The following is a 21634-nucleotide window of genomic DNA, read 5'->3' on the forward strand; positions in this document are numbered from 1 at the left end:
TATGAAGGAGAGGACTATCCTCACCCTTCCGCGCCAGTCAGACGATCCCGTGTATGGCCGCATGGTTTATCAGAGGATCTGGATGAGCACGGTTCTCCGTCTGACCAGCGCAGACTGCGCTTTGACGATGCCGGCAGGCCCAAGTGGTAGCGTGAACCTTTCGTTCGCGCTTTTCTTTTTGGTTAATTTGTGGGAAAATATAGCCATGAAAATAATCCTCGGTTCAGGATCGCCAAGACGCCAAGAAATATTGAAAAATTGGGGTTATAATTTTGACGTCAGGATCCCACAGATCGATGAAAGATCAATCAGATCCGATGATTTCAAGTCTTTACCGGTTTTAATAGCTAGGAGCAAATCGGAAAATTTGAGAGAAAAAATCACCGAGCCTGCGATCTTAATTACTTGCGATACGGTTGTTGTTCATGACGGCAAGCTCTATGAAAAGCCGCTGAGTGATGACGAGGCCCGGTCTTTTTTACTGTCCTACGGCAGCACACCTGCGGAAGTGATATCCGGCGTAGTAGTTATGAATACCGAGAACAAAAAAATCGCGGAAGGAGTGGATTCGGCAAAAGTATATTTTTTGAAAATCCCGCTCAGTTTGATCGAAGAGATGATTTTGCTGGGGAAGGTTTTCGACTGGGCCGGCGCTTTCCATCCGGCCGATCCTGCTATCAAGCCGTACATAGCATATATTGAGGGCGAAAAAGATACGGTCATGGGATTGCCTGGATTTTTGACCAGGCGGCTGATCGACGAGGTTTCAAATGGATAAAAAACAGATCGTCGTGGCTGTGTCCGGCGGATTTGATCCGATACATCCGGGACACATCCGAATGTTCAAGGAAGCCAAAGCCTTGGGCGACAAATTGGTGGTAATTCTGAATAATGACAATTGGCTTTTGAAAAAGAAAAAATTTAATTTTATGTCCCAGAAAGAACGGAAAGAAGTTATCGAAGCGATCAAATACGTGGACGAGGTTTTAATTTCGAAGCACAAGTTTGATACGGACGATATGAGCGTCAGTGAAGAATTGCGGACGATCAAGCCCGATATATTTGCCAACGGGGGCGACCGCAATCCTGCGGACGCAAGGAAAAAGAATTCTTCTTTGAGCAGGGATCTGGCCGTATGCTTAAGATACGGCATCAAGATGGTCTACAATGTCGGCGCCGGCGGGAAGATCCAGTCCAGCTCAATGCTGGTGGATAAAGCGATGAGGACTGCGCCCCGCAAGGTGGACGTGAAAATCAGGAAAAAATAATCATTTTACGCGGGTCTTGTATTCGCTCAGTAAATTTATTATAATTCAGCTTGAGGAAACACCTCTTTTTTAATGTCAAAACGTAGATTATACCTAACTTTTCTGGCGATCTTACTTCTGGCTGCAGGCGCGGTTTATTTGGATTTGCCGCAGGGAAGCAAGATCAATCTCAAACCGATAAAGATCAACTATAACCAGCAGTTCAAGCTCAAATTGGGTTTGGACCTGCAAGGCGGTACGCATTTGGTCTATGAAGGCGACCTTACGAACATCCCTCCTGAAGCGCAAAGCGATGCCATGAACTCGGCGCGAGATGTTATCGAACGGAGAGTAAATGCATTCGGGGTGTCTGAGCCTTTGGTCCAGGTTTCGGGAAACAACCGCCTGATAGTGGAATTGCCCGGGGTCAAGGACATCAACCAGGCCATCTCGCTCATCGGCCAAACTCCGTTTCTTGAATTCAGGGAAGAAAATCCCAATCCGCCGGCAGTGAAGCCCGACGCCAACGGCCAGGTGAACATTTCGGCTGATGATGCCTTCAAACCAACCGGACTTTCCGGCAAACAGTTCAAGCGCGCAACATTGGAATTTGACCAGCGCACCGGCTTGCCGCAGGTGGCTTTGCAGTTTGACGCGGAAGGCACAAAATTGTTTGCGGATATCACGACCCGCGATGTCGGCAAAAGGATCGCTATTTTTCTGGACGGAGAGATCTTATCGGCGCCGACGGTCAATACGCCGATCACCGACGGTCAGGCGATAATCACAGGACAATATACAGTTCAGGAAGCTAAAGACCTTGTGACAAGGCTTAACGCCGGCGCTTTGCCCGTTCCGATCAAACTCATCTCCCAGGAAAACGTCGGCGCCACGTTAGGTTTGCAGTCTGTGGAAAAAAGCGTGGAAGCAGGCTTGATCGGTTTCGCCATCGTGGCTTTGTTCATGATCATCTATTACCGGCTGCCAGGTGTTTTGGCGGTCATCGCTTTGTCTATTTATACGGCTTTAAGTTTGGCGATCTTCAAACTGTTCGGCATCACCATAACTCTTGCCGGCATCGCCGGGTTTATTTTGTCGGTTGGTATGGCCGTGGATGCCAATATTTTGATCTTTGAGCGCATGAAAGAAGAGCTGCGAAAAGGGAAAACCCTCCAGCAGTCGGTGGAAGACGGGTTTAACCGGGCCTGGCTGTCAGTGCGCGATTCTAATTTTTCCAGTTTGATCACGACTTTCATCCTGGGTTATTTCGGTTCCAGCATCATCCGGGGGTTCGCCATCACGCTGGCCATCGGCATCCTTGTTTCCATGTTCACAGCCATAACCGTGACCAGGACCTTCTTAAGGATGCTGGTCGGCCACAATATTCTGGTCAAACACGGCTTATACGGCGTACGCACCATGGCTGAGGAGAAACCCAATGCTTAACATAATGAAATATTACAAATTCTGGTTCGCAGTCTCCGCAATACTTTTATTGGCCGGCATTGTGTCTTTGGTGATGTTCCGCCTCAAGCCGGGTATCGATTTTACCGGCGGTGCCTTAACCCAGATCCAATTTCCGGGGGCTGTTCCGCAGTCTTCAGAAATACAATCAGTTCTCCAAAGCTCTTTTCCCGATGCCCAGATCCAGCCCGCCAGCGGCAACCAGGTGATCATCCGGACCGGACCGCAAGACCAAACGCAGCATGCCGCATTTATGAAAGCTCTGACCGATAAATTCGGCGCTGTGACAGAACAGCAATTCACTTCCATCGGCCCAATAATCGGCAAAGAGCTGCGCTCGCAGGCCTTCGTGCAGTTGCTTTTGGTCTCGTTGGGGATCATTTTCTATATTGCCTATGCTTTCCGCAAGGTTACCAAACCTGTCTCGTCCTGGCGTTTTGGGATTGCGGCCGTCATTGCTCTTCTGCATGACCTGTTCATCGTGCTCGGCGCTTTCTCCATCCTGGGACATTTTAAGGGAATTGAAGTTGACAGCCTGTTTGTTACTGCCATGCTGACGGTTTTGGGTTTTTCCGTTCACGATACGATCGTTGTATTTGACCGGATCCGCGAAAATTTGCGCATACGGGCCGGGCAGTCATTGTCCGAGATCATCAACAACAGCATCAATCAAACTCTTGTCCGTTCTATCAATACTTCACTGACGGTTATTTTTGTTCTTCTGTCGCTGTTCCTGTTCGGGGGGCAGCAGCATCCATATCTTTGTATTGGCCTTGCTGATAGGCATCATTGCCGGGACCTATTCATCCATATTTATTGCCAGTCCGATCCTGATCGTCTGGCATAATTGGGAAGTCAGGCGTTCGTCCCGTTAAAGCATAGATAACTAAAACCGCTCCGAGCAACTGAGCGGTTTTTATTATTTTGCTGAATTTATTTCAAAAAAACAAATTAGAACATAATCCTTGACAGAATTGAAATTTTGTGCTATACTATTTTTAATACAATTCTATGTCAGATAAAGACACTAACAACCCGACGAGTTCCCATCCGCCTGCCGGACAAACAGGTATTTTGGATCAGATAATGGGGACCAAGACCCAGAACAGCTTGAATGATTTTCAGCCTGTTTCTTTGGTGAATGAGCTTATGGGCTCGTTAAAGGAGCGCGATAAGGAAATTTTAAGCAAACGTTTTGGCCTTTCCGGCTCGGAAATTGAGACCCTGGAAGCTATCGGCAAGAAACATAACCTGACCCGGGAACGCGTGCGTCAGATAGAAAAAGACTCTTTAAATACGCTAAAGAAAAAGCACCAGGGCGCCCACGAAAAAGCCCTGCAGCTGATCTTTGAAACCATCACGGAGCACGGCAACTTCATGAGCGAAGAACTGTTGATGCAGATAATCCTTCAGAACAAGCCTGATCAGGAAGAAATGAATGCAGTTAAGTTTTTGCTCTATCTCGGCGAACAGTTCCAAAATTTTAAAGAATCACCGGAATTTTTTGAATCCTGGTATATCATCGGTTTTGATTTTGCCAAACTCGACCGGATCATAAAAGAATATACGGCAATTCTGGAGTCCGAGGGCCATGTTTTGACGGAGCTGTCTTTGCATCAGCGGTTCAAGCAGACCTCTTATTTTAAAGAACATGAGTTGGAATTGAATGACCGCGTTCTGCACAGCTATCTGAATGCTTCCAAAGCCATCCAGATCAATCCTTTCGACGAGATCGGACTGAAACATTGGAGTGACGTTAAGCCCCGCGACGTTGGGGATAAAGCCTATCTGGTGATGAGGCATCATAAAAAACCCGAGCATTATTCCGTCATCACTAAGCTTATCAATGACAATAAATTTGACAACAGGGTGGCTTACCAGGAAACCGTGCATAATGAACTGATCAAAGACATCCGTTTTGTCCTGATCGGGAGGGGGATATATGCGCTTTCGGAATGGGGTTATACTAAGGGAGTCGTGGCGGATGTCATCCGTGAGATCCTAAAATCTTTTGGCCGGCCGCTGACCCGGGATGAGATCATAACCGAGGTCATGAAGCGCCGTTTGGTGAAACGAAACACAATTTTGGTGGGCCTATCTAATCGGAAAAATTTCCAAAAGGTCGGCAAAGATAAATATGCATTGTCCCAAGGAGAACCAGTGAATTAATGTCAGTTTTAGGCGATTTTTTCCATTATTTGATAGATGTTGTTTTAATAAACTACTATGGGTGGACCCTGTTTGCGGGTTTGCTGTTCTGGATGATTTTTTATTTGAAGAGGGAAGAGAACAACCACGTCTATCTGTCCGGGATCGAATGGGTTTTTTTGGAGGTAAAAATTGACGAGCTGAACGAAAAATCTCCTTTGGCCATGGAACAGATTTTTACTGCCCTGCATGCGATCCATCAAAATTTTACGTTCGGCGAGAGGTTCAACGGCAGGTCCGTGCTCAATGTTTCCTGCGAAATTGTCAGTTTAGGCGGCAAGGTTTCTTTCATTTTTAGAATTCCCGCGCGCTTCCGCAATTTATTGGAAAGCGCGATCTTTGCCCAGTATCCGAAAGCGGAAGTTTTCGAGACTGAAGATTATCTCCGCAACTTGCCTCACGATTATGACCCCAAGCACGCGGATTTTGATTTTTGGGGTACGGAGTGGCTGAAAAAGAAGGACAACGCTTATCCGATCAGGACTTATATGCTGGACTCTTCGTTCGAACATGGAGCTCAAGAAACGTTCATTGATCCGCTTTCCAATGTCATTGAAGTTATGAGCAACCTTCAGCCTTATGAATTGTTGGTTTTTCAGCTCGTAATCAAACCCGTCGATGATTCTTGGAAAGAACACACAAAACATCTGGTGGACAAATTGAAAGGCGTTCCGGAAAAGCATGGAGATGATTGGGTTTTCAGGATCATGCATTTCATTCCTGATCTGCTGGCCCGGATTTTAGTCGGGATAGTGTCGGGCCCCGAGGAAGGACACACAGCTCCTGTCAAGGTCCAGGAAGAGCCTCCAACCTTGATGATACACAAAACCGACGTGGAGAAGAGCGTGATCAATGCCATCGAGCATGCCGTCTCAAAGATCGGCTATGAAGTCCGCATCAGGACATTTTATCTGGCTCCCAAAGATAAGATCAACAAAGCCGTGAGAATACCTGAGATAGTCGGCGCGTTCCGGAATTTCGACGAAGTGAATCTGAACGGTTTTAAGCCGGATATCGGCCACAGCTGGACAGAAGGGCCGAGTTATAAACTTTCGGAAAGGCTGGAGAGGCCGTATGTCGAAGCTAGCAAACTGACCCGGAAAAGACACATGCTGCACTGGATAACCTCGCGCAGCCATTGGCGCGGAGTGGGCAAGGTCATCATGAATACCGAGGAGCTGGCCACGATCTTCCATTTCCCGCAAGTGCCTCATACCCGCATTTCGCAGATGGAAAGAGTGCAAACGGTTAAATCAGCGCCTCCGATGGATTTACCAATAGGATAAAATAAAAAAATGAACGACGATAACGATATAACTTTATTTGCAAAAACGAATTTCCGGAACCGGGAAGTGTCTTTCGGCATACGCCGTGATGACCGCAGACGCCATATGTACATCATCGGGAAGACCGGTATGGGTAAAACTACGCTCATTGAAAATATGGTCATCCAGGACATTCAGGCCGGCCATGGCGTGGCCTTTGTGGACCCGCACGGAGACTCTATAGAGAAGATCCTGAATTATGTCCCGTCAAACCGGGTAAATGACGTGGTGTATCTCAATCCGGCAGACAGCGATTTTCCGATCGCATTCAATCCGCTGGAATCGGTTGATCCCAAATACAAGCATTTGGTGGCTTCAGGGTTGATGGGCGTATTCACGAAGATCTGGGCCGGGGTCTGGTCCGCTCGTATGGAATACATTTTGAACAATACTATTTTGGCCCTGCTTGATTCTCAGGGCAGCACTCTGCTCGGTATCGCCCGCATGCTGGTGAACAAAACTTACCGTAAACGGATAGTTGATAACATCAAGGACCCGGTGGTCAAGTCTTTCTGGGTTGATGAATTTGCCAACTACAACGACAAATTCCGTAACGAAGCCATAGCTCCGATCCAGAACAAAGTCGGGCAGTTCTTGTCTTCCGCAATCATCCGCAATATTGTCGGCCAGACAAAAAGCTCAATTGATCTGCGGGAGATCATGGATAAGAAAAAGATCTTTCTCATCAACCTGTCCAAAGGGCGCATCGGCGAAGACAACTCAGCTTTATTGGGCGCGATGATCATCACAAAGATCCAGCTGGCCGCCATGAGCCGCGTGGACATTCCGGAAGAAGAGCGGGAAGATTTTTATCTGTACGTCGATGAATTTCAGAATTTTGCCACTGAATCGTTTGCCAATATTTTGTCCGAGGCGCGCAAATACCGACTGAACCTGATCGTCGCGCACCAATATATCGGGCAGCTGGTCCAGGGCAAGGACACAGTGGTCCGCGATGCTATTTTCGGCAACGTCGGAACCCTGGTCTGTTTCCGGGTCGGCGCTGATGATTCGGAATTTTTGGAAAAAGAATTTGAGCCGACCTATATGATGCACGATCTGGTCAACCTGACCAAATATCATGTTTATCTCAAACTTATGATCAACGGCGTGTCCTCAACTCCTTTTTCGGCTACGACCTTGGCGCCAATTGCCGAATCAACCGGTAATGAGGAAAAAGTCATCAATGTTTCGCGCGAGCGCTATGCCAACAAGCGGGAAACAGTTGAAGAAAAGATCAACAGATGGATGGGTTCGGAATTCCATGTGGCTGCTGCGGAAGCCGAGAGCAGCGCCGTGGAGCAAGAAGATTTGCAGGAAAATCTGCGCTATCATGAAAAAATGGCCACTCAGCCGACTCCGCCGCAGGTCAGGCCCGCTGTGCAGCAACAGGCAAGTCCGATCGTCCAGACTCCGGTCAGAACCGAGCGAAGGCAGGAAGAGCGCCACGATGAAAGAAGGCAATTTGAGCGACGCACAAGGCAGGTAGATTCACACCCAAACAGGCGCGCGTCCGATAAAAAACCTGTAAACCCGGTTTGGGATACCGTAAATAAGATAACGGCCGAGAAAGTGACTGAGCGAGTGGAGAAAGCAACTTCAGCTATTGCAAATTTAAGCAAATCTTTGGAGCAGTCTCTGAATAGGAACCAACCAACGCCTCAAAACACTGCGCCAAAACCTGAATCCTTGCCCCAACCGCCGAAACAGCAAGCACCTAAAGTCCAAGAAGAAACTCCAAAACCGACACTCCAGGTACAATCCGGAACCATAAAACCCGGTGATAAGATCCAATTCTAGTTGTGGATAAATCGAATTTTGTAGAAAACAAGCCGACAAAAAGTCGGCTTGTTTTAGCAATAGATTGACTGTTGTAGGTAAAATTTTGACCAACCTGGTAAATACAAATAGGATGTAAAAGCAATTAATCGGAAATTTATGGAATTAAACAATCTTTTGGAAGAATTCGGTTTATCCGACAAAGAGACAAACGTTTATCTCGCGCTTCTGGAATTAGGACCGGCCCCGGCCAGGGTGGTTGCCCGCAAATCCGGCGTAAACAGGGGGACTGCCTATGATATCCTTAAAAAATTAGTGGATTTGGGCTTGGTCAGTTTTTATAGGAAGGGCAAACAGCACTTTGCAGCCGAACCGCCGGAACGCCTGGTGGAAGCCGTGGAGGACAAACAAACCCGGCTGCAAAGGCTGAAGGTCAGCATTTCCGAAAAACTGCCTGAGCTCAAGACCATGTTCGTGGCCCAAGGGGGCCGCCCGACGATCCGGGTCTACGAGGGGTTCAAAGGGGTTAAAAAAATACTGGAGGATGTGCTCAATACGTTAGGCGAGGCAGCGGAAAAGGAATATGTTGTGTATTCCGCAGCCACGGCTAAAGACCGTAAGAGCATTTACCAGGAGTTCCCGGCGTTCAACCAAAGAAGGGTAGAAAAGGGCATCCGTGTCCGCACTATCTCTCTTGGTGAGGGCGGCTTCCTTTCGGGCCTGGATGAACGCAAGTGGCTGAGTGGAGGTCGCAATCGCACAACAGCCACTCACGAGTTGATCTACGGAGGCAAGATCGCGCACATTGGCCTAGACTCTTCCGAGATAGCTTTCGGTGTGATTGTCGAAAATCGCGACATTTATTTCACACAGAAGCAGATCTTCGAAAGTTTGTGGGGCAAGCTTAAGAGCTAAAAATTTCGCGGAGGAACAATGAGGCAGCAAAACGACCAGAAAGCGCTGGTTAAGAAGGCTGTGGTAGCGAGTCACTTGGAGTTTTTTTCCTTGAGCGATTCACCGTCGGCGCCGTTGACCCAAGACGCAGTCAATCTGCATTTTGAGACGTGCTCAAACTGCTTTGCGCAGTTTCAGCATCTCGAAGCCCTCGGATTCAGCCCGCAGACCAGATACGAGCGCAGGATCATGGCGCGCGTTTCTATCCTAGAACATCGCCCGAACGTCGGTTTGCATGAGCTTCTGGAGTCTACATAAGATCCAGGCAGAGCGCACATCTTTAAAAAAGGTACGCTGCTCTGCCTTCTTTTTTTGCCTATTTTTTGATATACTTTCATGCATGAATGACAAGAAAAAAACAGTTGTAGTGGGAATGAGCGGGGGAGTGGATTCTTCTGTTACAGCAGCTTTGCTGAAAGAGCAAGGCTTTGATGTGATCGGCGTGTTTATGAAAAATTGGTCGGAAGATTTTGGCGATCACGGCTGCACCTGGGCCGAGGATTCGGAAGATGCCAGAAAAGTGGCGCAAATTCTGAACATTCCGTTTTATATCTGGAATTTTGAGAAAGAATATTATGACAAAGTTGTAGAGTATTTTTTCCGCGAGTATGCGGCTGGGCGCACGCCGAACCCGGACGTGATGTGCAACACTGAGATTAAATTCAAGGTTTTTCTGGAAAAAGCGCTGAGTTTGGGAGCAGATCATGTCGCAACAGGACACTATGCCCGTATTGAAAGGGGAAAGCTTTTGAAGGGGATTGACCTTTCAAAAGATCAAAGCTATTTTCTCTATACCTTGAAACGATCACAGCTTGAAAAGATCATGTTCCCGATAGGGCACTTGAAAAAGTCAGAAGTGCGCCTGCTGGCAAAAAAGTTTAACTTGCCGAATGCCGAGAAAAAAGATTCGCAAGGCATTTGTTTTATTGGGAAGATCAACGTCACGGAATTTTTGAAAGCTCACGTGAAAGCTGAGGTTGGCGAGATCGTAACGGCTACGGGAAAGGTTTTGGGAAGTCATGACGGATTGCCCTATTACACCATCGGCCAGCGCGAAGGCATGAAACTCGGCGGTTCGGGACCTTATTATGTAGTGAGCAAAGATTTTAGCGCGAACCGGTTGGTAGTAACAAATGATAAACAGGATGAACAGCTATGGAAAAAAAGCTTTACAGTTTCAGAATTATCATGGGTGAACACCAGTCCTGATCTTCCATTGCATACAGGTGTGACGATCCGGTATCACCACCCGGAATATTCGGCTAAGCTGGAACAGATATCAGGTAACAAATTGAAAGTAATTTTTGATCAGCCGCAAAGAGCCATAACGCCGGGACAGTCAGCCGTAATTTACCAAGGAGAAGAGTTGCTTGGCGGCGGCATCATAGAACAGATTTTTTAAAGTTACACAAAATTTTGGCATAAAAAAAGAAGAGGTTGACAAGTAGTGGGACTTGTCCGCCTCTTCTACACGATCATTTCTTCCGGTTCATCTTCAGGTTCGAGATTGTCTACTCCATCTTCGAACGGAAAGCCCATGAACGGCTGAAGATCCGCGATCATGGACACGTGCTCGAGAACCCAGCCGTTGTAGATGACGAAGATATAGACCTCCGGGCAGCTGGGATCCTCTTGAAGAAAAGAAACTTGGACATGCTTCTGCCAGTTCCGGAAACCGGAACCCGGTTTGCAGAAATCGCGGCTATCCACGCCTTCGCTGAACACGATCAATCGACATTGATCGCCGCTGCGAAGGGTGACGGCCGGATGCAGTCTTCCTGCATCATCCATGACGAGGTCAAGGTAGCGGGACGTGTGGGGCTTGGGCTCAATGCCAAAGTCGCAGTCGTCAGCAGAGAGTACCGTCTGACACTGACTCAACGTTAACCGTTGCCTCATTATCACCCTCCTGGGTAATTACGGGAACGAAAACAATTGCTACAAGTATAGCCTAAATATAAAAATCTTCCAAAACGAGCAAACGGATCAGGCCAAAAAACTGATTATAAGAAGAGCCACGATATTGATGATCTTGATCATGGGGTTGATGGCAGGGCCTGCAGTATCTTTGTAAGGATCGCCGACAGTATCACCCGTGACCGCGGCTTGATGCGCCAAAGAGTTCTTGCCGCCGTAATTGCCTTCTTCAATATATTTTTTTGCATTATCCCAAGCCGCCCCGCCGGAGGTCATGGAGATAGCCACGAACAGGCCGGTAATGATCGAGCCGACCAGTACGCCTCCCAATGCTTTGGCGCCCAAGAACGGGATTATGCCGACCAGGATCGGCACCACAACCGGCAATAAAGCAGGCACGATCATTTCTTTAATAGCAGCCTTGGTCACGATGTCGACAGCTTTGCCGTAATCGGGTTTGGCCGTGCCGGCCATGATGCCGGGAATTTCCTTGAACTGTCTGCGGACCTCTTCCACTACGGCGTGTCCCGCTTTACCTACTGCCTGCATGGCCATGGAAGCGAACAGGTACGGCAGCAAGGCCCCGATGATCAATCCGGCCAAAACTTTTACGTCAGACAGATCAAACGTCAGATGTTTGCCAAGAGCATTTAACTCTTCCGTGTAAGAAGCGAATAATACGACTGCGGCCAATCCCGCTGATGCGATCGCATAACCCTTGGTCACAGCCTTGGTCGTATTGCCCACCGCATCCAAAGCATCAGTTGATTCGCGTACAGATTCCGGCAGGCCCGCCATTTCCGCAATGCCGCCCGCATTGTCCGTGATGGGTCCGAAAGCGTCAATCGCTACGATAATGCCGGCCATGGAGAGCATGGAAACCACGGCGATGGCTGTGCCGTAAATACTGGAGCCGGGAAGGCCATCGAGCCCGCCAAAGTGATAAGAAAGCAAGATCCCGCTGATGATTGCAAGCACCGGCAGCGCCGTGGCTTGCATGGATACAGCCAGGCCCGTGATTATATTCGTGCCGTGCCCTGTTGTTGAGGCTTCGGCAATTGACCGGACGGGCTTGAATTTTTTTGACGTGTAATATTCGGTTATCAGGACCATGGCCGCGGTAACTCCCAAGCCGACTAGAGTTGAATAAAAAAAGCCTTTGCTGAAAAGCGGAATGAACAGGCTTTTGGTGACCCAGTAAAATCCGAGCGCCGCCAGAATAGCGGATACTGCCAGGCCCTTATAAAGCGCAGTCATGATGGCTTTGTCCACAAGCCGGACAAAGAATGTGCCGATAATGGAAGCAAAGATCGATACGGCGCCCAGTGCCAGAGGATAAAGAATGAAAAGAGAGTTGCCTTTAAATATAATGTTGCCCAAAAGCATGGCCGCGATGGTGGTCACGGCGTAGGTTTCAAACAGGTCCGCGGCCATGCCGGCATCATCCCCGACATTGTCGCCGACATTGTCCGCGATCACCGCAGGATTCCTGGGGTCATCTTCCGGAATGCCGGCTTCAATTTTTCCGACCAGATCAGCCCCGACATCCGCGCCTTTGGTAAAGATCCCTCCGCCAAGCCGGGCAAACACTGAGATCAGGCTCGCTCCAAAAGCCAGGCCGACCAGGGATTTGATGTCCCCTGTAAATTTATAAAATAAGGTCACTGCCAAAAGCCCTAAGCCCACAACAAAAAATCCCGTGACCGCCCCTCCTTTGAAAGCCAGCGAGAAAGCAGGCTCTAGCCCGGACTTGGCCGCTTCGGCTGTGCGGACATTGGCTCTCACGGCCACGAACATTCCGATAAACCCGGCGCATGCCGAGGCTATCGCTCCGACTGCGAATCCTTCCGCGGAATGAACACCCAGATATTTCCAGATTATCAGATCCAGGACCACTGCCACCACTGCCACAGTCGAATATTGGCGGAAGAGAAATGCATTTGCGCCTTCCTGGATGGCGGCTGCGATCTCCTGCATTTTTTTATCGCCCGTAGGTTTTCCCAGGACCCAATAAGTGATGATCAGTCCGTAAGCAATTGCAGCCAACCCCGCGACGACCGAAAGCATGAAAATACTTGATTCTGAGAGCATAGTAAAAAGATATTAAGTGTTAAACCTTAGCAATTATAGCATGCCCTGAAACTTTTCGGCCAGAAGTTTCTTAAGCTTTTCCTGCGCTTCCTGGTGGGCTTCCTTGATATTTTTTTCTATTTCCGGATGATGCAGATCTATTTCCTGGGAGATGTCGACCTTGATAAGTTCATGATTGCCGTTTAAGGTCACGCTGAAAAAGCCGTCTTTTGAAGAGCCTGTGACTTGTTCAAAAGCCATTTGTTTTTGGATCTCCTGCGCCTGCTTCCGCAGATTATACAGGTCTTTCAGCTGGTCAAACATGCGCTGATTATAGCACGTTGATTTGCCATCCCAAATCCTCTATAGTGTGGACAAGGAGCGGCAGTCAAGGGAGGAATGTTATGAACGGATTGTTTGCGGAACAAGCCCCTGTGCAGACGTCGGGTCAATGGAAGCGGATCGCGCTTACAGTCGTGCTGATCGTCATCATCGCAGGGCTGATGCTTTGGCTGGCTCTGGGGAACAGGGCGTCCAGCCAATCCAGCTCGCCGCAGAAGGCACCATCACCAAGCAGCGCGATCTTCTCACTGCCGTTCAACACCTGAAATTTCAGCCACGCAAGTGCAAGGTTGCCTGACCTGTGCGCTTTTTCTTTTTAATTCTATTCACCGGGTTGTGCTAAACTTAGGTTATGGACTATAAAAAAGTCAGCATAATCATCCCGGTTTACAATGAGCGCGCGACGGTCCAAATAGTTCTCGATCAGGTTAAAGCCGTTTCAATCGGCAATATGGAAAAAGAGATCATTTTAGTGGACGACCATTCTACTGACGGTACGACTGAGCTTTTAAAAAATTTGAATGACCCGCAAATAATAGTATTCACGCATGAAATAAATCTCGGAAAAGGCGGGGCACTCCACACGGGTTTTAAGCAAGCCTCAGGGGATATTGTGGTAATCCAGGATGCCGATCTGGAGTATGATGCCAGCGAAATAGAAAAAGTAATAGCGCCTTTTTTGGAACAGAATGCCCATGTGGTTTACGGCTCCCGGTATCTTGAAAAGCAAGGGTTAAGTTTTTGGCACAGTTTTTTTAACAGAATATTTACCGGGTTTTCCAACCGGTTGACAGGCCAGAACCTGACGGATATCATGACTTGCTACAAAGCCTTCAACCGGCAGGCGCTGAGCTCTGTAGTTGACAAACTGGAATCAAAACGATTCGGGTTTGAGCCTGAGGTCACAGCCAAACTACATCGGGCCGGGTTTACTATCATTGAAGTGCCGGTCTCATATCGGCCGAGATCGCGCGGAGAAGGCAAGCATATGAATTTTAAAGGCCAGGTAGAGTCGTTATGGGCCTTGGTCAAGTACTCACTATTAAAGAAATAATATGACTGAAATATTTTCCAGAAAAAAATATTATTATTGCCGCGGTTATTATACTCGTGGTATTAGCTGCAGTGTTTTTCAGATCCCAGATGGTTCCGTCGTCAGTAGTTTTGCAAGTACCGTTTACACCGCAGGCTCCTACGGACAATTGGAGCCGGAACGAAGACTGCGAAGAAGCCAGCGTTACCATGGCCAATGCATATCTTAATGGTCAGACTCAAGACCAGATGTCGGCGGACGACGCCCAGAATGCCATAAATCAGCTCAAGAATTGGGAAAATATCAATGCAGGCTATAATATGAACACTGGGGCTGATGCCACGACGCATATGGCGCAAGGTGCCTTTGGGATATTAGTCACGCCTATTCTAAATTACTCAGAGCAGGATTTAAAAAAAGCGCTGGCTGAAAAGCACGTGGTTTTATTGCCGCTGAACGCTAAAATATTAAATCCGGCAAAGTACAATGACAATGGCCCTTTGTATCATATGATCGTGGTCCGCGGCTATAATGAAAAAGAGTTCATTGTTAATGATCCGGGAACCAATTCGGGCGACGGTAATACGTATACATTTGATACTTTAAAAAAAGCTTCGGCAGACTGGGATCAGGCAGCCAAGGCTATGGATCCCAACAGAAAAGTCGCGCTGATATTATCTAAGTAACAGGTTGAAAACTTGGCCTAAAAATGATAAAATAAAAAAAACTGTGGGGAGTAGCCAAGTGGTAAGGCAATGGACTCTGAATCCATCATCGAAGGTCCGAATCCTTCCTCCCCAGCCAAAAAAACCAAAGAAAAATGAAAATCATCGCAGGACAATTCGTTCCCAAAGATCTGCCTAAAAGACGCGATGTTATTTTTCTTGGCGCGAGGTCTTCTAGAGCCAGAGAAAATTATAATACTACTGCTGCGGATTTTGTTCTGCAAAACTGGATCCGGAAATATTTTAAAAAATCCGGTGTTTGTGACTGACATGATCAAAACCAAAGGCAGAGCCGGCAAACGTTTCAGAGAATGGGAAAAAGATGCAACGTTCAAAAACATTCTTCTAAAAGAACTTAAAACTATAAACCCGCACATTATTGTCGTCATGAACCGTAAGGCTGAGGAAATATTAAAAAATGACCCGTTATTTTTAAAGTACAAAAAACGGGTCCGATCAATTTATCCGCCATATTATGTTGCGCGGTGGAATAAATTCAGGGATTGGGATTCTCAATTTAAAAATATTGTAAAAGCCTTAAAGTGAAACTATTTTTTGCTTTAGTCGTATAATTAATAAAACAATGAAAAAATATCTGATTTCGATTGCCGTGGTTCTGATTTTTGGGTTCTATGTCGCCTACGAGAGAGGCGTTTTTAAAAGAAATGATAACAATATAGCGGTTTATCCTGATCCGGTAAGCCAGGTTCCGCCCGCTCCGGCACCCTCTCCGACACCTGCACCAACCCCGACGCCGGTGGCGTCAGGGCAGTATAAGGATGGAGAATATACAGGTAATGTAGCTGACGCGTTTTACGGCCCTTTGCAGGTTAAAGCTGTAATCAGCGGCGGTAAGATCACTGATGTGCAATTTTTGCAGTATCCGAATGATAGGCCTGAATCAATCCAGGTCAATACTGCTTCTAACCCGATACTTAAGAAGGAAGCGATCGCAACCCAAAGCGCGAAAGTAGATATTGTGTCCGGAGCCACGCAAAGCAGCGAAGCGTTTCAGCAATCACTGGCTGCAGCGCTGGGTCAGGCCAAATAGCGCATGAAACAAACGAAGATAATAATGGGCATGCCGGTTACGGTTGAAATAATCGATGATAAAGACCCGGAAGTTTTAGGCCGGGTTTTTGATTATTTTACCGAAGTTGATGAAAGGTTCAGTACCTATAAAAAGGAAAGCGAAATCAGCAGGCTCAACTGCGGCGAAATTGCGCTTGCTGACGCAAGCGGAGAAATGAAGACCGTATTTGAACTGGCGGAAAAAACAAAAAATGAAACTCGCGGATATTTTGACATTAGAAAACCGGACGGCAATTTCGATCCATCCGGACTTGTCAAAGGCTGGGCGATCAATAATGCCGCAAAATTATTAGACCGGGAGGGAGTTAAAGAATTTTATGTTGAAGCCGGCGGCGACATCCAAACCGCGGGCAAGATCTGGAAAATCGGGATTAAAAATCCGTTCAATCAAAAAGAAATTATCAAAGTTGTTCATCTGCGCGGCCAAGGGATAGCAACATCGGGGTCATACGAGCGCGGGAACCATATTTACAACCCTCACCAAAAAGGGCAAAATATTGACGAGATCGTCAGTTTAACTGTCATCGGACCGAATGTGTATGAAGCCGACCGGTTTGCCACAGCCGCGTTTGCAATGGGCAGGGACGGGATTATCTTCATCGAAAACCTTTCCGGGTTTGAAGCATACATGGTAGATAAAAAAGGGATCGGTACAGAGACAAGCGGGTTTGGAAAGTATACAAATGCTTAATTTCATAGATAACTATCTGAACAAGATCACGATGTACCGTCTGGTGCTGTATTTTTTGGCGGCACTTATGATCTGGGCTATCGGTCTTTGTTTTTTTGGTGTTCTGGCGTTCAAACCACTTGATCTTATTTTTTCAGCCGTTATTTTGATAGCGGCCTCGTGGATAGCCAACGCCCTGTTCGCCGCGGCTTTTAAAGTTCCTGCCAACGTTGAATCAGATTATATTACAGCTCTGATTTTAGCGCTGATCATCACACCGCCGTCAGCCACCGGCTCTCATTATTTTTCGGGATTGGCTTTTCTGATCGCAGCAGCTGTGCTGGCGCAGGCTTCCAAGTATATTTTGGCTTACAAGGCAAAACATATTTTTAACCCGGCGGCATTTGCTCTGGTCGTAACCGCATTTACTATCAACCAGTCGCCCAGCTGGTGGATCGGAACGCTTTGGATGCTGCCGGTGGTGCTGATCGGCGGGCTTTTGGTCGCGCGAAAGATCCAAAGGTTTGACCTGGTTCTAAGTTTCCTGGTCATGGCTCTAGTTTCAATTATTGCCCTGTCTCCCTCCAAATCAGATCCGGTATTTTTGGTTCGCAAGATCCTTGTTGATTCACCGATCGTGTTTTTTGCCTTTATCATGCTGACCGAGCCTGTCACAACACCGCCGACCATGAGGCGGAGGATCTTTTATGGCGCATTCGTCGGGTTGCTGTTCGGCCCTTCGGTCCACATCGGCAATATTTACTCCACGCCTGAGCTTGCGTTAGTGGTGGGAAATGTTTTTGCTTATATTCTGAGCCCAAAAGTAAAGCACCTTCTAACCCTTAAATCTAAAGAAGCCGTTGGTGCGGATACTTATGACCTCGTCTTCCAATCCAAACACCCGATGAAATTTGAGCCGGGCCAGTATCTGGAATGGACCGTCGGCCATAAAAAACCCGACAATCGGGGCAACCGCAGATACTTTACTATCGCCTCGTCGCCTACGGAACCGGAAGTGCATCTTGGCGTAAAATTTTATCCTCAAGCAAGCAGCTTTAAACGAACTTTGTTCGATCTGCCTGCCGGCAGCCATGTTCTGGCCGGTCAACTAGCAGGTGATTTTACCTTGCCCCAAGATCAGGCGAGAAAACTGGCTTTTATCGCAGGAGGCATAGGCATCACGCCTTTTAGGAGCATGGTCAAATACCTGTCGGATAAAAATGAAAAGCGCGACATTGTCCTGTTCTATTCGAACAAAACCGAGGGAGAGGTCGCGTATAAGGACGTTTTATCGGCAGCTTCCGAAAAGATAAACTTGAAAACGATCTACCTGATAACGGAAAAAACAGGCTATTTGACTGCTGAAAAGATCAGGGCGGAAGCGCCGGATTTTTTTGACCGGACTTTTTATGTTTCCGGCCCGCGCGGCATGGTCCGGGCTTTTGAAAAGACCTTAAATGATATGGGCATTCCCAGAACGCAGATCAAGACAGACTTTTTCCCGGGTTTTGTTTGAGGGTTGTGGATAAAATCCGTTTGACTCAGAAACCATTTTTGCTAGTATAGGGCATAATTAAGAAAGAAATCTATGCCAAAAATAATGGCGGAATATATCTGGGTTGACGGGGGAAAACCGACGGCCAGCCTGCGCTCAAAGACAAAAATTTTGGATTATGAGGTCAGGATCTTATCTGACGCACCGGACTGGGGATTTGACGGCTCTTCCACTATGCAGGCCGAAGGCCCACAACAGCGATTGCGCACTGAAGCCCGTGTTCTTTGTCCCTGACCCGATCCGCGGTGCGCCGCACGTTTTGGTTTTATGCGAAGTTTTTGAAGCAAGCGGCATGGCGCATCCGAGCAATACCCGTGCGAGACTTCGAACTCTCGCAGAAACATACAAAGACCTGGAACCGTGGTTTGGCATAGAACAGGAATACACTTTATTTAAAAACGAGCGACCGCTGGGATTTCCCAAGGATGGGTTTCCTGCTCCACAAGGGCCATACTATTGCGGCGTCGGTGCGGAAAAGATCTTCGGCAGGGGATTGATAGAGGACCATATGGGCGTTTGCATAAGAGCCGGCCTTCAGATCTGTGGCATCAATGCCGAAGTTATGCCGGGGCAATGGGAATTTCAAATAGGTCCGTTGGGCTCTCTGGCGGTTTCAGATCACATGATGGTCGCCCGATGGCTTTTGGAAAGGCTGGGGGAGAACTACGGCATTGCGGTTTCTTTTTCACCCAAACCGGTCTTGGGCGACTGGAACGGTGCCGGGGGCTCACGTAAATTTTTCCACCAAGGCCATGCGAGCGCCGGGAGGAATAGAAGCCGTCAAAGAAGCCTGCGAGAAACTGAAATTGAAGCATACCGAGCATATTGCCGTTTACGGGGGCGGGAAATGGACACCAGGCTGACCGGAAAGCACGAAACCGCAAACATCAACGAATTTCGATATGGCGTTTCTGATCGCGGAGCATCGATCAGAATTCCCATGTCCACCGCCAACAATAAATCCGGCTATTTGGAGGACAGAAGGCCTGCCGCAAACATGGACCCTTATCAGGTTACGGCACGGTTGATCGAAACCGTTGCCGGCTGATGGGGAAATCTCAAAGTCGCCTAGTAGGCGGCTTTTTGGTATGATTATGTATATCGCAAGCGTAAGTATTTGAAACTCATGAAAGAAGACAAACTGGCCAAAGAACTGGAAACTTACAGGCAATTGGCCAAAAATGATAAAAAGATCGATGTTGCAAGCCTGGCGATAAGCGCCATGCTGCAGCAGGAATCCAACCGTGCTCACCGCTTAAAGAAAAGCGCTGGGCTTATCTGATCTCCATCGGCGTGCCGCCGTTTGGGCCTGTTCTTTGCCTTTAAGTTCTATTTCAGCGGCAAGGACGACGGGGAACAAGCCGCCTGGATCTGCGCGTTGCTGACAGCCGTGTCGCTTCTGTCATTTGTGCTGATCGGCAAGATCCTTTTATCATCAAGCGGCACAAATGTAAACCAGATCACGCCGTCGCTCATTCCGCAACTGCAGCAGATTACGAACTAGCACTTCCATTTCTAAATCGAAACTACCTAAAAACCCCGTCATAGGCGGGGTTTTTAGCAAAAAGGTTGACGTTTCCATTGTATGTAGGCAACACTCCTAATTAATTTATTAGGCCAAAGGCCTAGCCGGCCTGCTGGCTGGTTGCTACGAGGAAACGCATACTTGCGCTACTTCATTTAGCATCCTTATATCTCTCCCTTCAAAGTTATCTTAATACCAGGCTATTAATTGTCAATTAGTACGAATGCACAACTAGTAAGAATCCCGGTCATTGCGATAACTGATACGGTTCGAGTCAAAAGGCTTCCGGTGATTGGCATCAAAACCCTGGTCCTGCGGCGCTCCCGGCTTGTGCGCGGAAACTGCTCGCGTTGTTTGAAGCGGCTTTTGGATTTTCTGCCTCCTGAGGGGAAATTGCCTTGGCCTGTCGCTTCTTGGGAAGCGTTCATTCCTCTGCTGGGTTTGCCGCACATAACCGTGCCTTGGCTGTTCGGGCTGCGTAAACCCTGTTGCCAGGTCCGGGGATTGTTTTACGGGCAGATTGATCTTGATCAGGCGCTCAATGGACCGAACATCCTGCCTCTGGTCGGGAGTGGCAAACGACACAGCTTTGCCCGACATTCCTGCTCTGGCCGTTCGGCCGATGCGGGTGCACATAGTCCTCCGGATTTTCCGGCAGGTCATAATTGATAACCAGTTCAATTCCGGTGACATCAATGCCGCGCGCTGCAATGTCTGTGGCGACGAGAACTCTATGCCGGCCGATCTTAAATCCCTCCAAAGCTTCCTTTCGCTGGCCCAAAGATCGGTTTGAATGGATCTCTGATGCGGTATGCCCCATATTTCTTACGGCATGCGCGATCTTTTTTGCGCCGTATTTCGTCCGGGTAAAGATCAGCACCGAACCTTTATGTTCAGCCCAGAACTTTGGCAAGCAACGCCAGTTTTTTTTCGCGGTTAACAAAAAATACTTCTTGGGTCACATCGCTCGCAGTGGATCCGGCGGGGGCGACTTCAATCCTTATCGGAAGAGACATGTATGTTGTGGCGATCCGCACGATCGGATCAGGCATGGTGGCGGAGAACAGCATGGTCTGGCGCACCTTCGGGACCTTTGCCAGAATTTTCCGGATCTGCGGCTCAAAGCCCATATCCAGCATTCGGTCAGCCTCATCCAGGACCAGAATTGAAACGTTTGACAGATCTAGCGTGCGCTGTTCCAGATGGTCGTTCAACCGCCCCGGCGTGCCGATGACGATATGAGGGTTCTGCCTTAGCGCGCGGATCTGGCGGTTTATAGGTTCGCCGCCGATGAGCACTGCGGTTTTAAGCCCGAGCGAACGGCCGATCTTTTGTAATGCTTCGTCCACCTGGATGGCCAGTTCACGGGTCGGCAAAATAACCAGACCGCGGCCTTTATGCTGGACCAGCCGCTGGATCATAGGAATACCAAAAGCCAGGGTCTTGCCGGTCCCTGTTTGAGCAATGCCCATGACATCCTTGCCTGCGATCGCGATCGGTATTGATTGATGCTGGATCGGAGTCGGGGTAATAAATTTTAATTGCGCTAAAATCTCCAGAAGCTTAGGCGCAATTCCTAAGCCTTCAAATGAGGTAGTCTGCAACGCTTGAGCGTTCATAAAAAAATTCTTGACCCGAGCTCCAATGGGTCAAGAAAGACAATATTGGTTTCGAGTCGGTATAAATTGAATGACAACTAATTTTAACTTTTTTTGGCCGTTTTGTCAA

Annotated in this window: 26 protein-coding genes, 1 tRNA gene and 2 pseudogenes; 23 read left to right on the forward strand and 6 right to left on the reverse strand. The window is 48.0% G+C overall.

Annotated features, from left to right (window positions below):
• Position 1 precedes the first annotated feature (1 nt).
• From WDN47_00575 to mnmA, 11 genes and pseudogenes are all read left to right on the forward strand, one after another.
• Positions 2–778, forward strand: a complete 777-nt coding sequence (locus WDN47_00575; protein MEJ0021061.1) for a Maf family protein — start codon at positions 2–4, stop codon at positions 776–778.
• Positions 771–1268, forward strand: coding sequence for an adenylyltransferase/cytidyltransferase family protein (locus WDN47_00580; protein MEJ0021062.1), 498 nt, complete (start codon positions 771–773; stop codon positions 1266–1268). Before WDN47_00575 ends, WDN47_00580 begins: the two co-directional genes overlap by 8 nt.
• A 72-nt stretch (positions 1269–1340) precedes the next feature.
• Positions 1341–2693: a protein translocase subunit SecD gene (secD, locus tag WDN47_00585; protein ID MEJ0021063.1), complete on the forward strand. Its 1353-nt coding sequence runs from the start codon at positions 1341–1343 to the stop codon at positions 2691–2693.
• Between the two features lie 4 nt (positions 2694–2697).
• Positions 2698–3405: pseudogene (gene secF, locus WDN47_00590) on the forward strand (protein translocase subunit SecF).
• A 79-nt stretch (positions 3406–3484) separates the two neighbouring features.
• Positions 3485–3586 carry a hypothetical protein gene (locus WDN47_00595; GenBank protein MEJ0021064.1) on the forward strand — a complete coding sequence of 34 codons (102 nt, stop codon included), beginning with the start codon at positions 3485–3487 and terminating at the stop codon, positions 3584–3586.
• A 136-nt stretch (positions 3587–3722) separates the two neighbouring features.
• The gene (locus tag WDN47_00600) at positions 3723–4880 is read left to right on the forward strand and encodes a sigma factor-like helix-turn-helix DNA-binding protein (protein MEJ0021065.1); all 1158 of its coding nucleotides are present in this window, start codon (positions 3723–3725) and stop codon (positions 4878–4880) included.
• Positions 4880–6205 (forward strand): hypothetical protein, encoded by a 1326-nt coding sequence (locus tag WDN47_00605; protein MEJ0021066.1) that lies wholly within the window; start codon positions 4880–4882, stop codon positions 6203–6205. Before WDN47_00600 ends, WDN47_00605 begins: the two co-directional genes overlap by 1 nt.
• Before the next feature lie 9 nt (positions 6206–6214).
• A complete protein-coding gene (locus tag WDN47_00610) occupies positions 6215–8044 on the forward strand; it encodes a type IV secretion system DNA-binding domain-containing protein (GenBank protein ID MEJ0021067.1) in 1830 nt (609 codons plus the stop codon).
• Positions 8045–8182: 138 nt separating this feature from the next.
• Entirely contained in the window at positions 8183–8938 is a 756-nt protein-coding gene (locus WDN47_00615; GenBank protein ID MEJ0021068.1) for a helix-turn-helix domain-containing protein, read from the forward strand.
• An 18-nt stretch (positions 8939–8956) separates the two neighbouring features.
• Positions 8957–9235, forward strand: coding sequence for a hypothetical protein (locus WDN47_00620; GenBank protein MEJ0021069.1), 279 nt, complete (start codon positions 8957–8959; stop codon positions 9233–9235).
• Positions 9236–9317: 82 nt separating this feature from the next.
• Entirely contained in the window at positions 9318–10379 is a 1062-nt protein-coding gene (gene mnmA / locus WDN47_00625; GenBank protein MEJ0021070.1) for a tRNA 2-thiouridine(34) synthase MnmA, read from the forward strand.
• A 65-nt stretch (positions 10380–10444) separates the two neighbouring features.
• Here mnmA and WDN47_00630 read toward each other — a convergent pair whose 3' ends face one another.
• The 3 genes from WDN47_00630 to WDN47_00640 all read right to left on the reverse strand — a co-directional run bounded on the left by WDN47_00630 (position 10445) and on the right by WDN47_00640 (position 13276).
• Complete coding sequence (locus WDN47_00630) at positions 10445–10858, reverse strand: hypothetical protein (protein MEJ0021071.1); 414 nt, start codon at positions 10856–10858, stop codon at positions 10445–10447.
• Positions 10859–10963: 105 nt separating this feature from the next.
• Positions 10964–12985 (reverse strand): sodium-translocating pyrophosphatase, encoded by a 2022-nt coding sequence (locus WDN47_00635; GenBank protein ID MEJ0021072.1) that lies wholly within the window; start codon positions 12983–12985, stop codon positions 10964–10966.
• A gap of 33 nt (positions 12986–13018) precedes the next feature.
• The gene (locus WDN47_00640; protein ID MEJ0021073.1) at positions 13019–13276 is read right to left on the reverse strand and encodes a YbaB/EbfC family nucleoid-associated protein; all 258 of its coding nucleotides are present in this window, start codon (positions 13274–13276) and stop codon (positions 13019–13021) included.
• 92 nt (positions 13277–13368) lie between these two features.
• Here WDN47_00640 and WDN47_00645 point away from each other — a divergent pair, with 92 nt between their 5' ends.
• The 12 genes and pseudogenes from WDN47_00645 (at position 13369) to WDN47_00700 (ending at position 19885) form a co-directional block, all read left to right on the forward strand.
• The gene (locus WDN47_00645) at positions 13369–13572 is read left to right on the forward strand and encodes a hypothetical protein (GenBank protein ID MEJ0021074.1); all 204 of its coding nucleotides are present in this window, start codon (positions 13369–13371) and stop codon (positions 13570–13572) included.
• A gap of 86 nt (positions 13573–13658) precedes the next feature.
• The gene (locus tag WDN47_00650; GenBank protein MEJ0021075.1) at positions 13659–14360 is read left to right on the forward strand and encodes a glycosyltransferase family 2 protein; all 702 of its coding nucleotides are present in this window, start codon (positions 13659–13661) and stop codon (positions 14358–14360) included.
• 56 nt (positions 14361–14416) lie between these two features.
• Positions 14417–15025 (forward strand): C39 family peptidase, encoded by a 609-nt coding sequence (locus WDN47_00655; protein ID MEJ0021076.1) that lies wholly within the window; start codon positions 14417–14419, stop codon positions 15023–15025.
• A 44-nt stretch (positions 15026–15069) separates the two neighbouring features.
• Positions 15070–15143, forward strand: a tRNA-Gln gene (locus tag WDN47_00660).
• Positions 15144–15159: 16 nt separating this feature from the next.
• Positions 15160–15333, forward strand: coding sequence for a hypothetical protein (locus WDN47_00665; protein MEJ0021077.1), 174 nt, complete (start codon positions 15160–15162; stop codon positions 15331–15333).
• A 1-nt stretch (position 15334) separates the two neighbouring features.
• Positions 15335–15610 (forward strand): hypothetical protein, encoded by a 276-nt coding sequence (locus WDN47_00670; GenBank protein ID MEJ0021078.1) that lies wholly within the window; start codon positions 15335–15337, stop codon positions 15608–15610.
• Positions 15611–15647: 37 nt separating this feature from the next.
• Positions 15648–16115, forward strand: a complete 468-nt coding sequence (locus WDN47_00675; protein ID MEJ0021079.1) for an FMN-binding protein — start codon at positions 15648–15650, stop codon at positions 16113–16115.
• A gap of 3 nt (positions 16116–16118) precedes the next feature.
• Positions 16119–16847 (forward strand): FAD:protein FMN transferase, encoded by a 729-nt coding sequence (locus tag WDN47_00680; GenBank protein ID MEJ0021080.1) that lies wholly within the window; start codon positions 16119–16121, stop codon positions 16845–16847.
• Positions 16840–18342, forward strand: coding sequence for an RnfABCDGE type electron transport complex subunit D (locus WDN47_00685; GenBank protein MEJ0021081.1), 1503 nt, complete (start codon positions 16840–16842; stop codon positions 18340–18342). Before WDN47_00680 ends, WDN47_00685 begins: the two co-directional genes overlap by 8 nt.
• Before the next feature lie 72 nt (positions 18343–18414).
• Positions 18415–19429, forward strand: a pseudogene (gene glnII, locus WDN47_00690) (glutamine synthetase GlnII).
• 78 nt (positions 19430–19507) lie between these two features.
• Positions 19508–19663: a hypothetical protein gene (locus tag WDN47_00695; GenBank protein MEJ0021082.1), complete on the forward strand. Its 156-nt coding sequence runs from the start codon at positions 19508–19510 to the stop codon at positions 19661–19663.
• 21 nt (positions 19664–19684) lie between these two features.
• Complete coding sequence (locus WDN47_00700; protein ID MEJ0021083.1) at positions 19685–19885, forward strand: hypothetical protein; 201 nt, start codon at positions 19685–19687, stop codon at positions 19883–19885.
• A gap of 252 nt (positions 19886–20137) precedes the next feature.
• Here WDN47_00700 and WDN47_00705 read toward each other — a convergent pair whose 3' ends face one another.
• The 3 genes from WDN47_00705 to WDN47_00715 are packed head-to-tail and all read right to left on the reverse strand — an operon-like array spanning position 20138 to position 21525.
• On the reverse strand, positions 20138–20506 hold the full coding sequence (locus WDN47_00705; protein MEJ0021084.1) for a hypothetical protein: 369 nt from the start codon (positions 20504–20506) through the stop codon (positions 20138–20140).
• The gene (locus WDN47_00710; GenBank protein MEJ0021085.1) at positions 20445–20786 is read right to left on the reverse strand and encodes a C-terminal helicase domain-containing protein; all 342 of its coding nucleotides are present in this window, start codon (positions 20784–20786) and stop codon (positions 20445–20447) included. The genes WDN47_00705 and WDN47_00710 overlap by 62 nt, the downstream gene beginning before the upstream one ends.
• Before the next feature lie 13 nt (positions 20787–20799).
• On the reverse strand, positions 20800–21525 hold the full coding sequence (locus WDN47_00715) for a DEAD/DEAH box helicase (protein MEJ0021086.1): 726 nt from the start codon (positions 21523–21525) through the stop codon (positions 20800–20802).
• Positions 21526–21634: the final 109 nt, after the last annotated feature.

The sequence above is a fragment of the Candidatus Doudnabacteria bacterium genome (assembly GCA_037200925.1).
In the GTDB taxonomy this organism is placed as follows: domain Bacteria; phylum Patescibacteriota; class Doudnabacteria; order UBA920; family O2-02-FULL-48-8; genus JBDTSL01.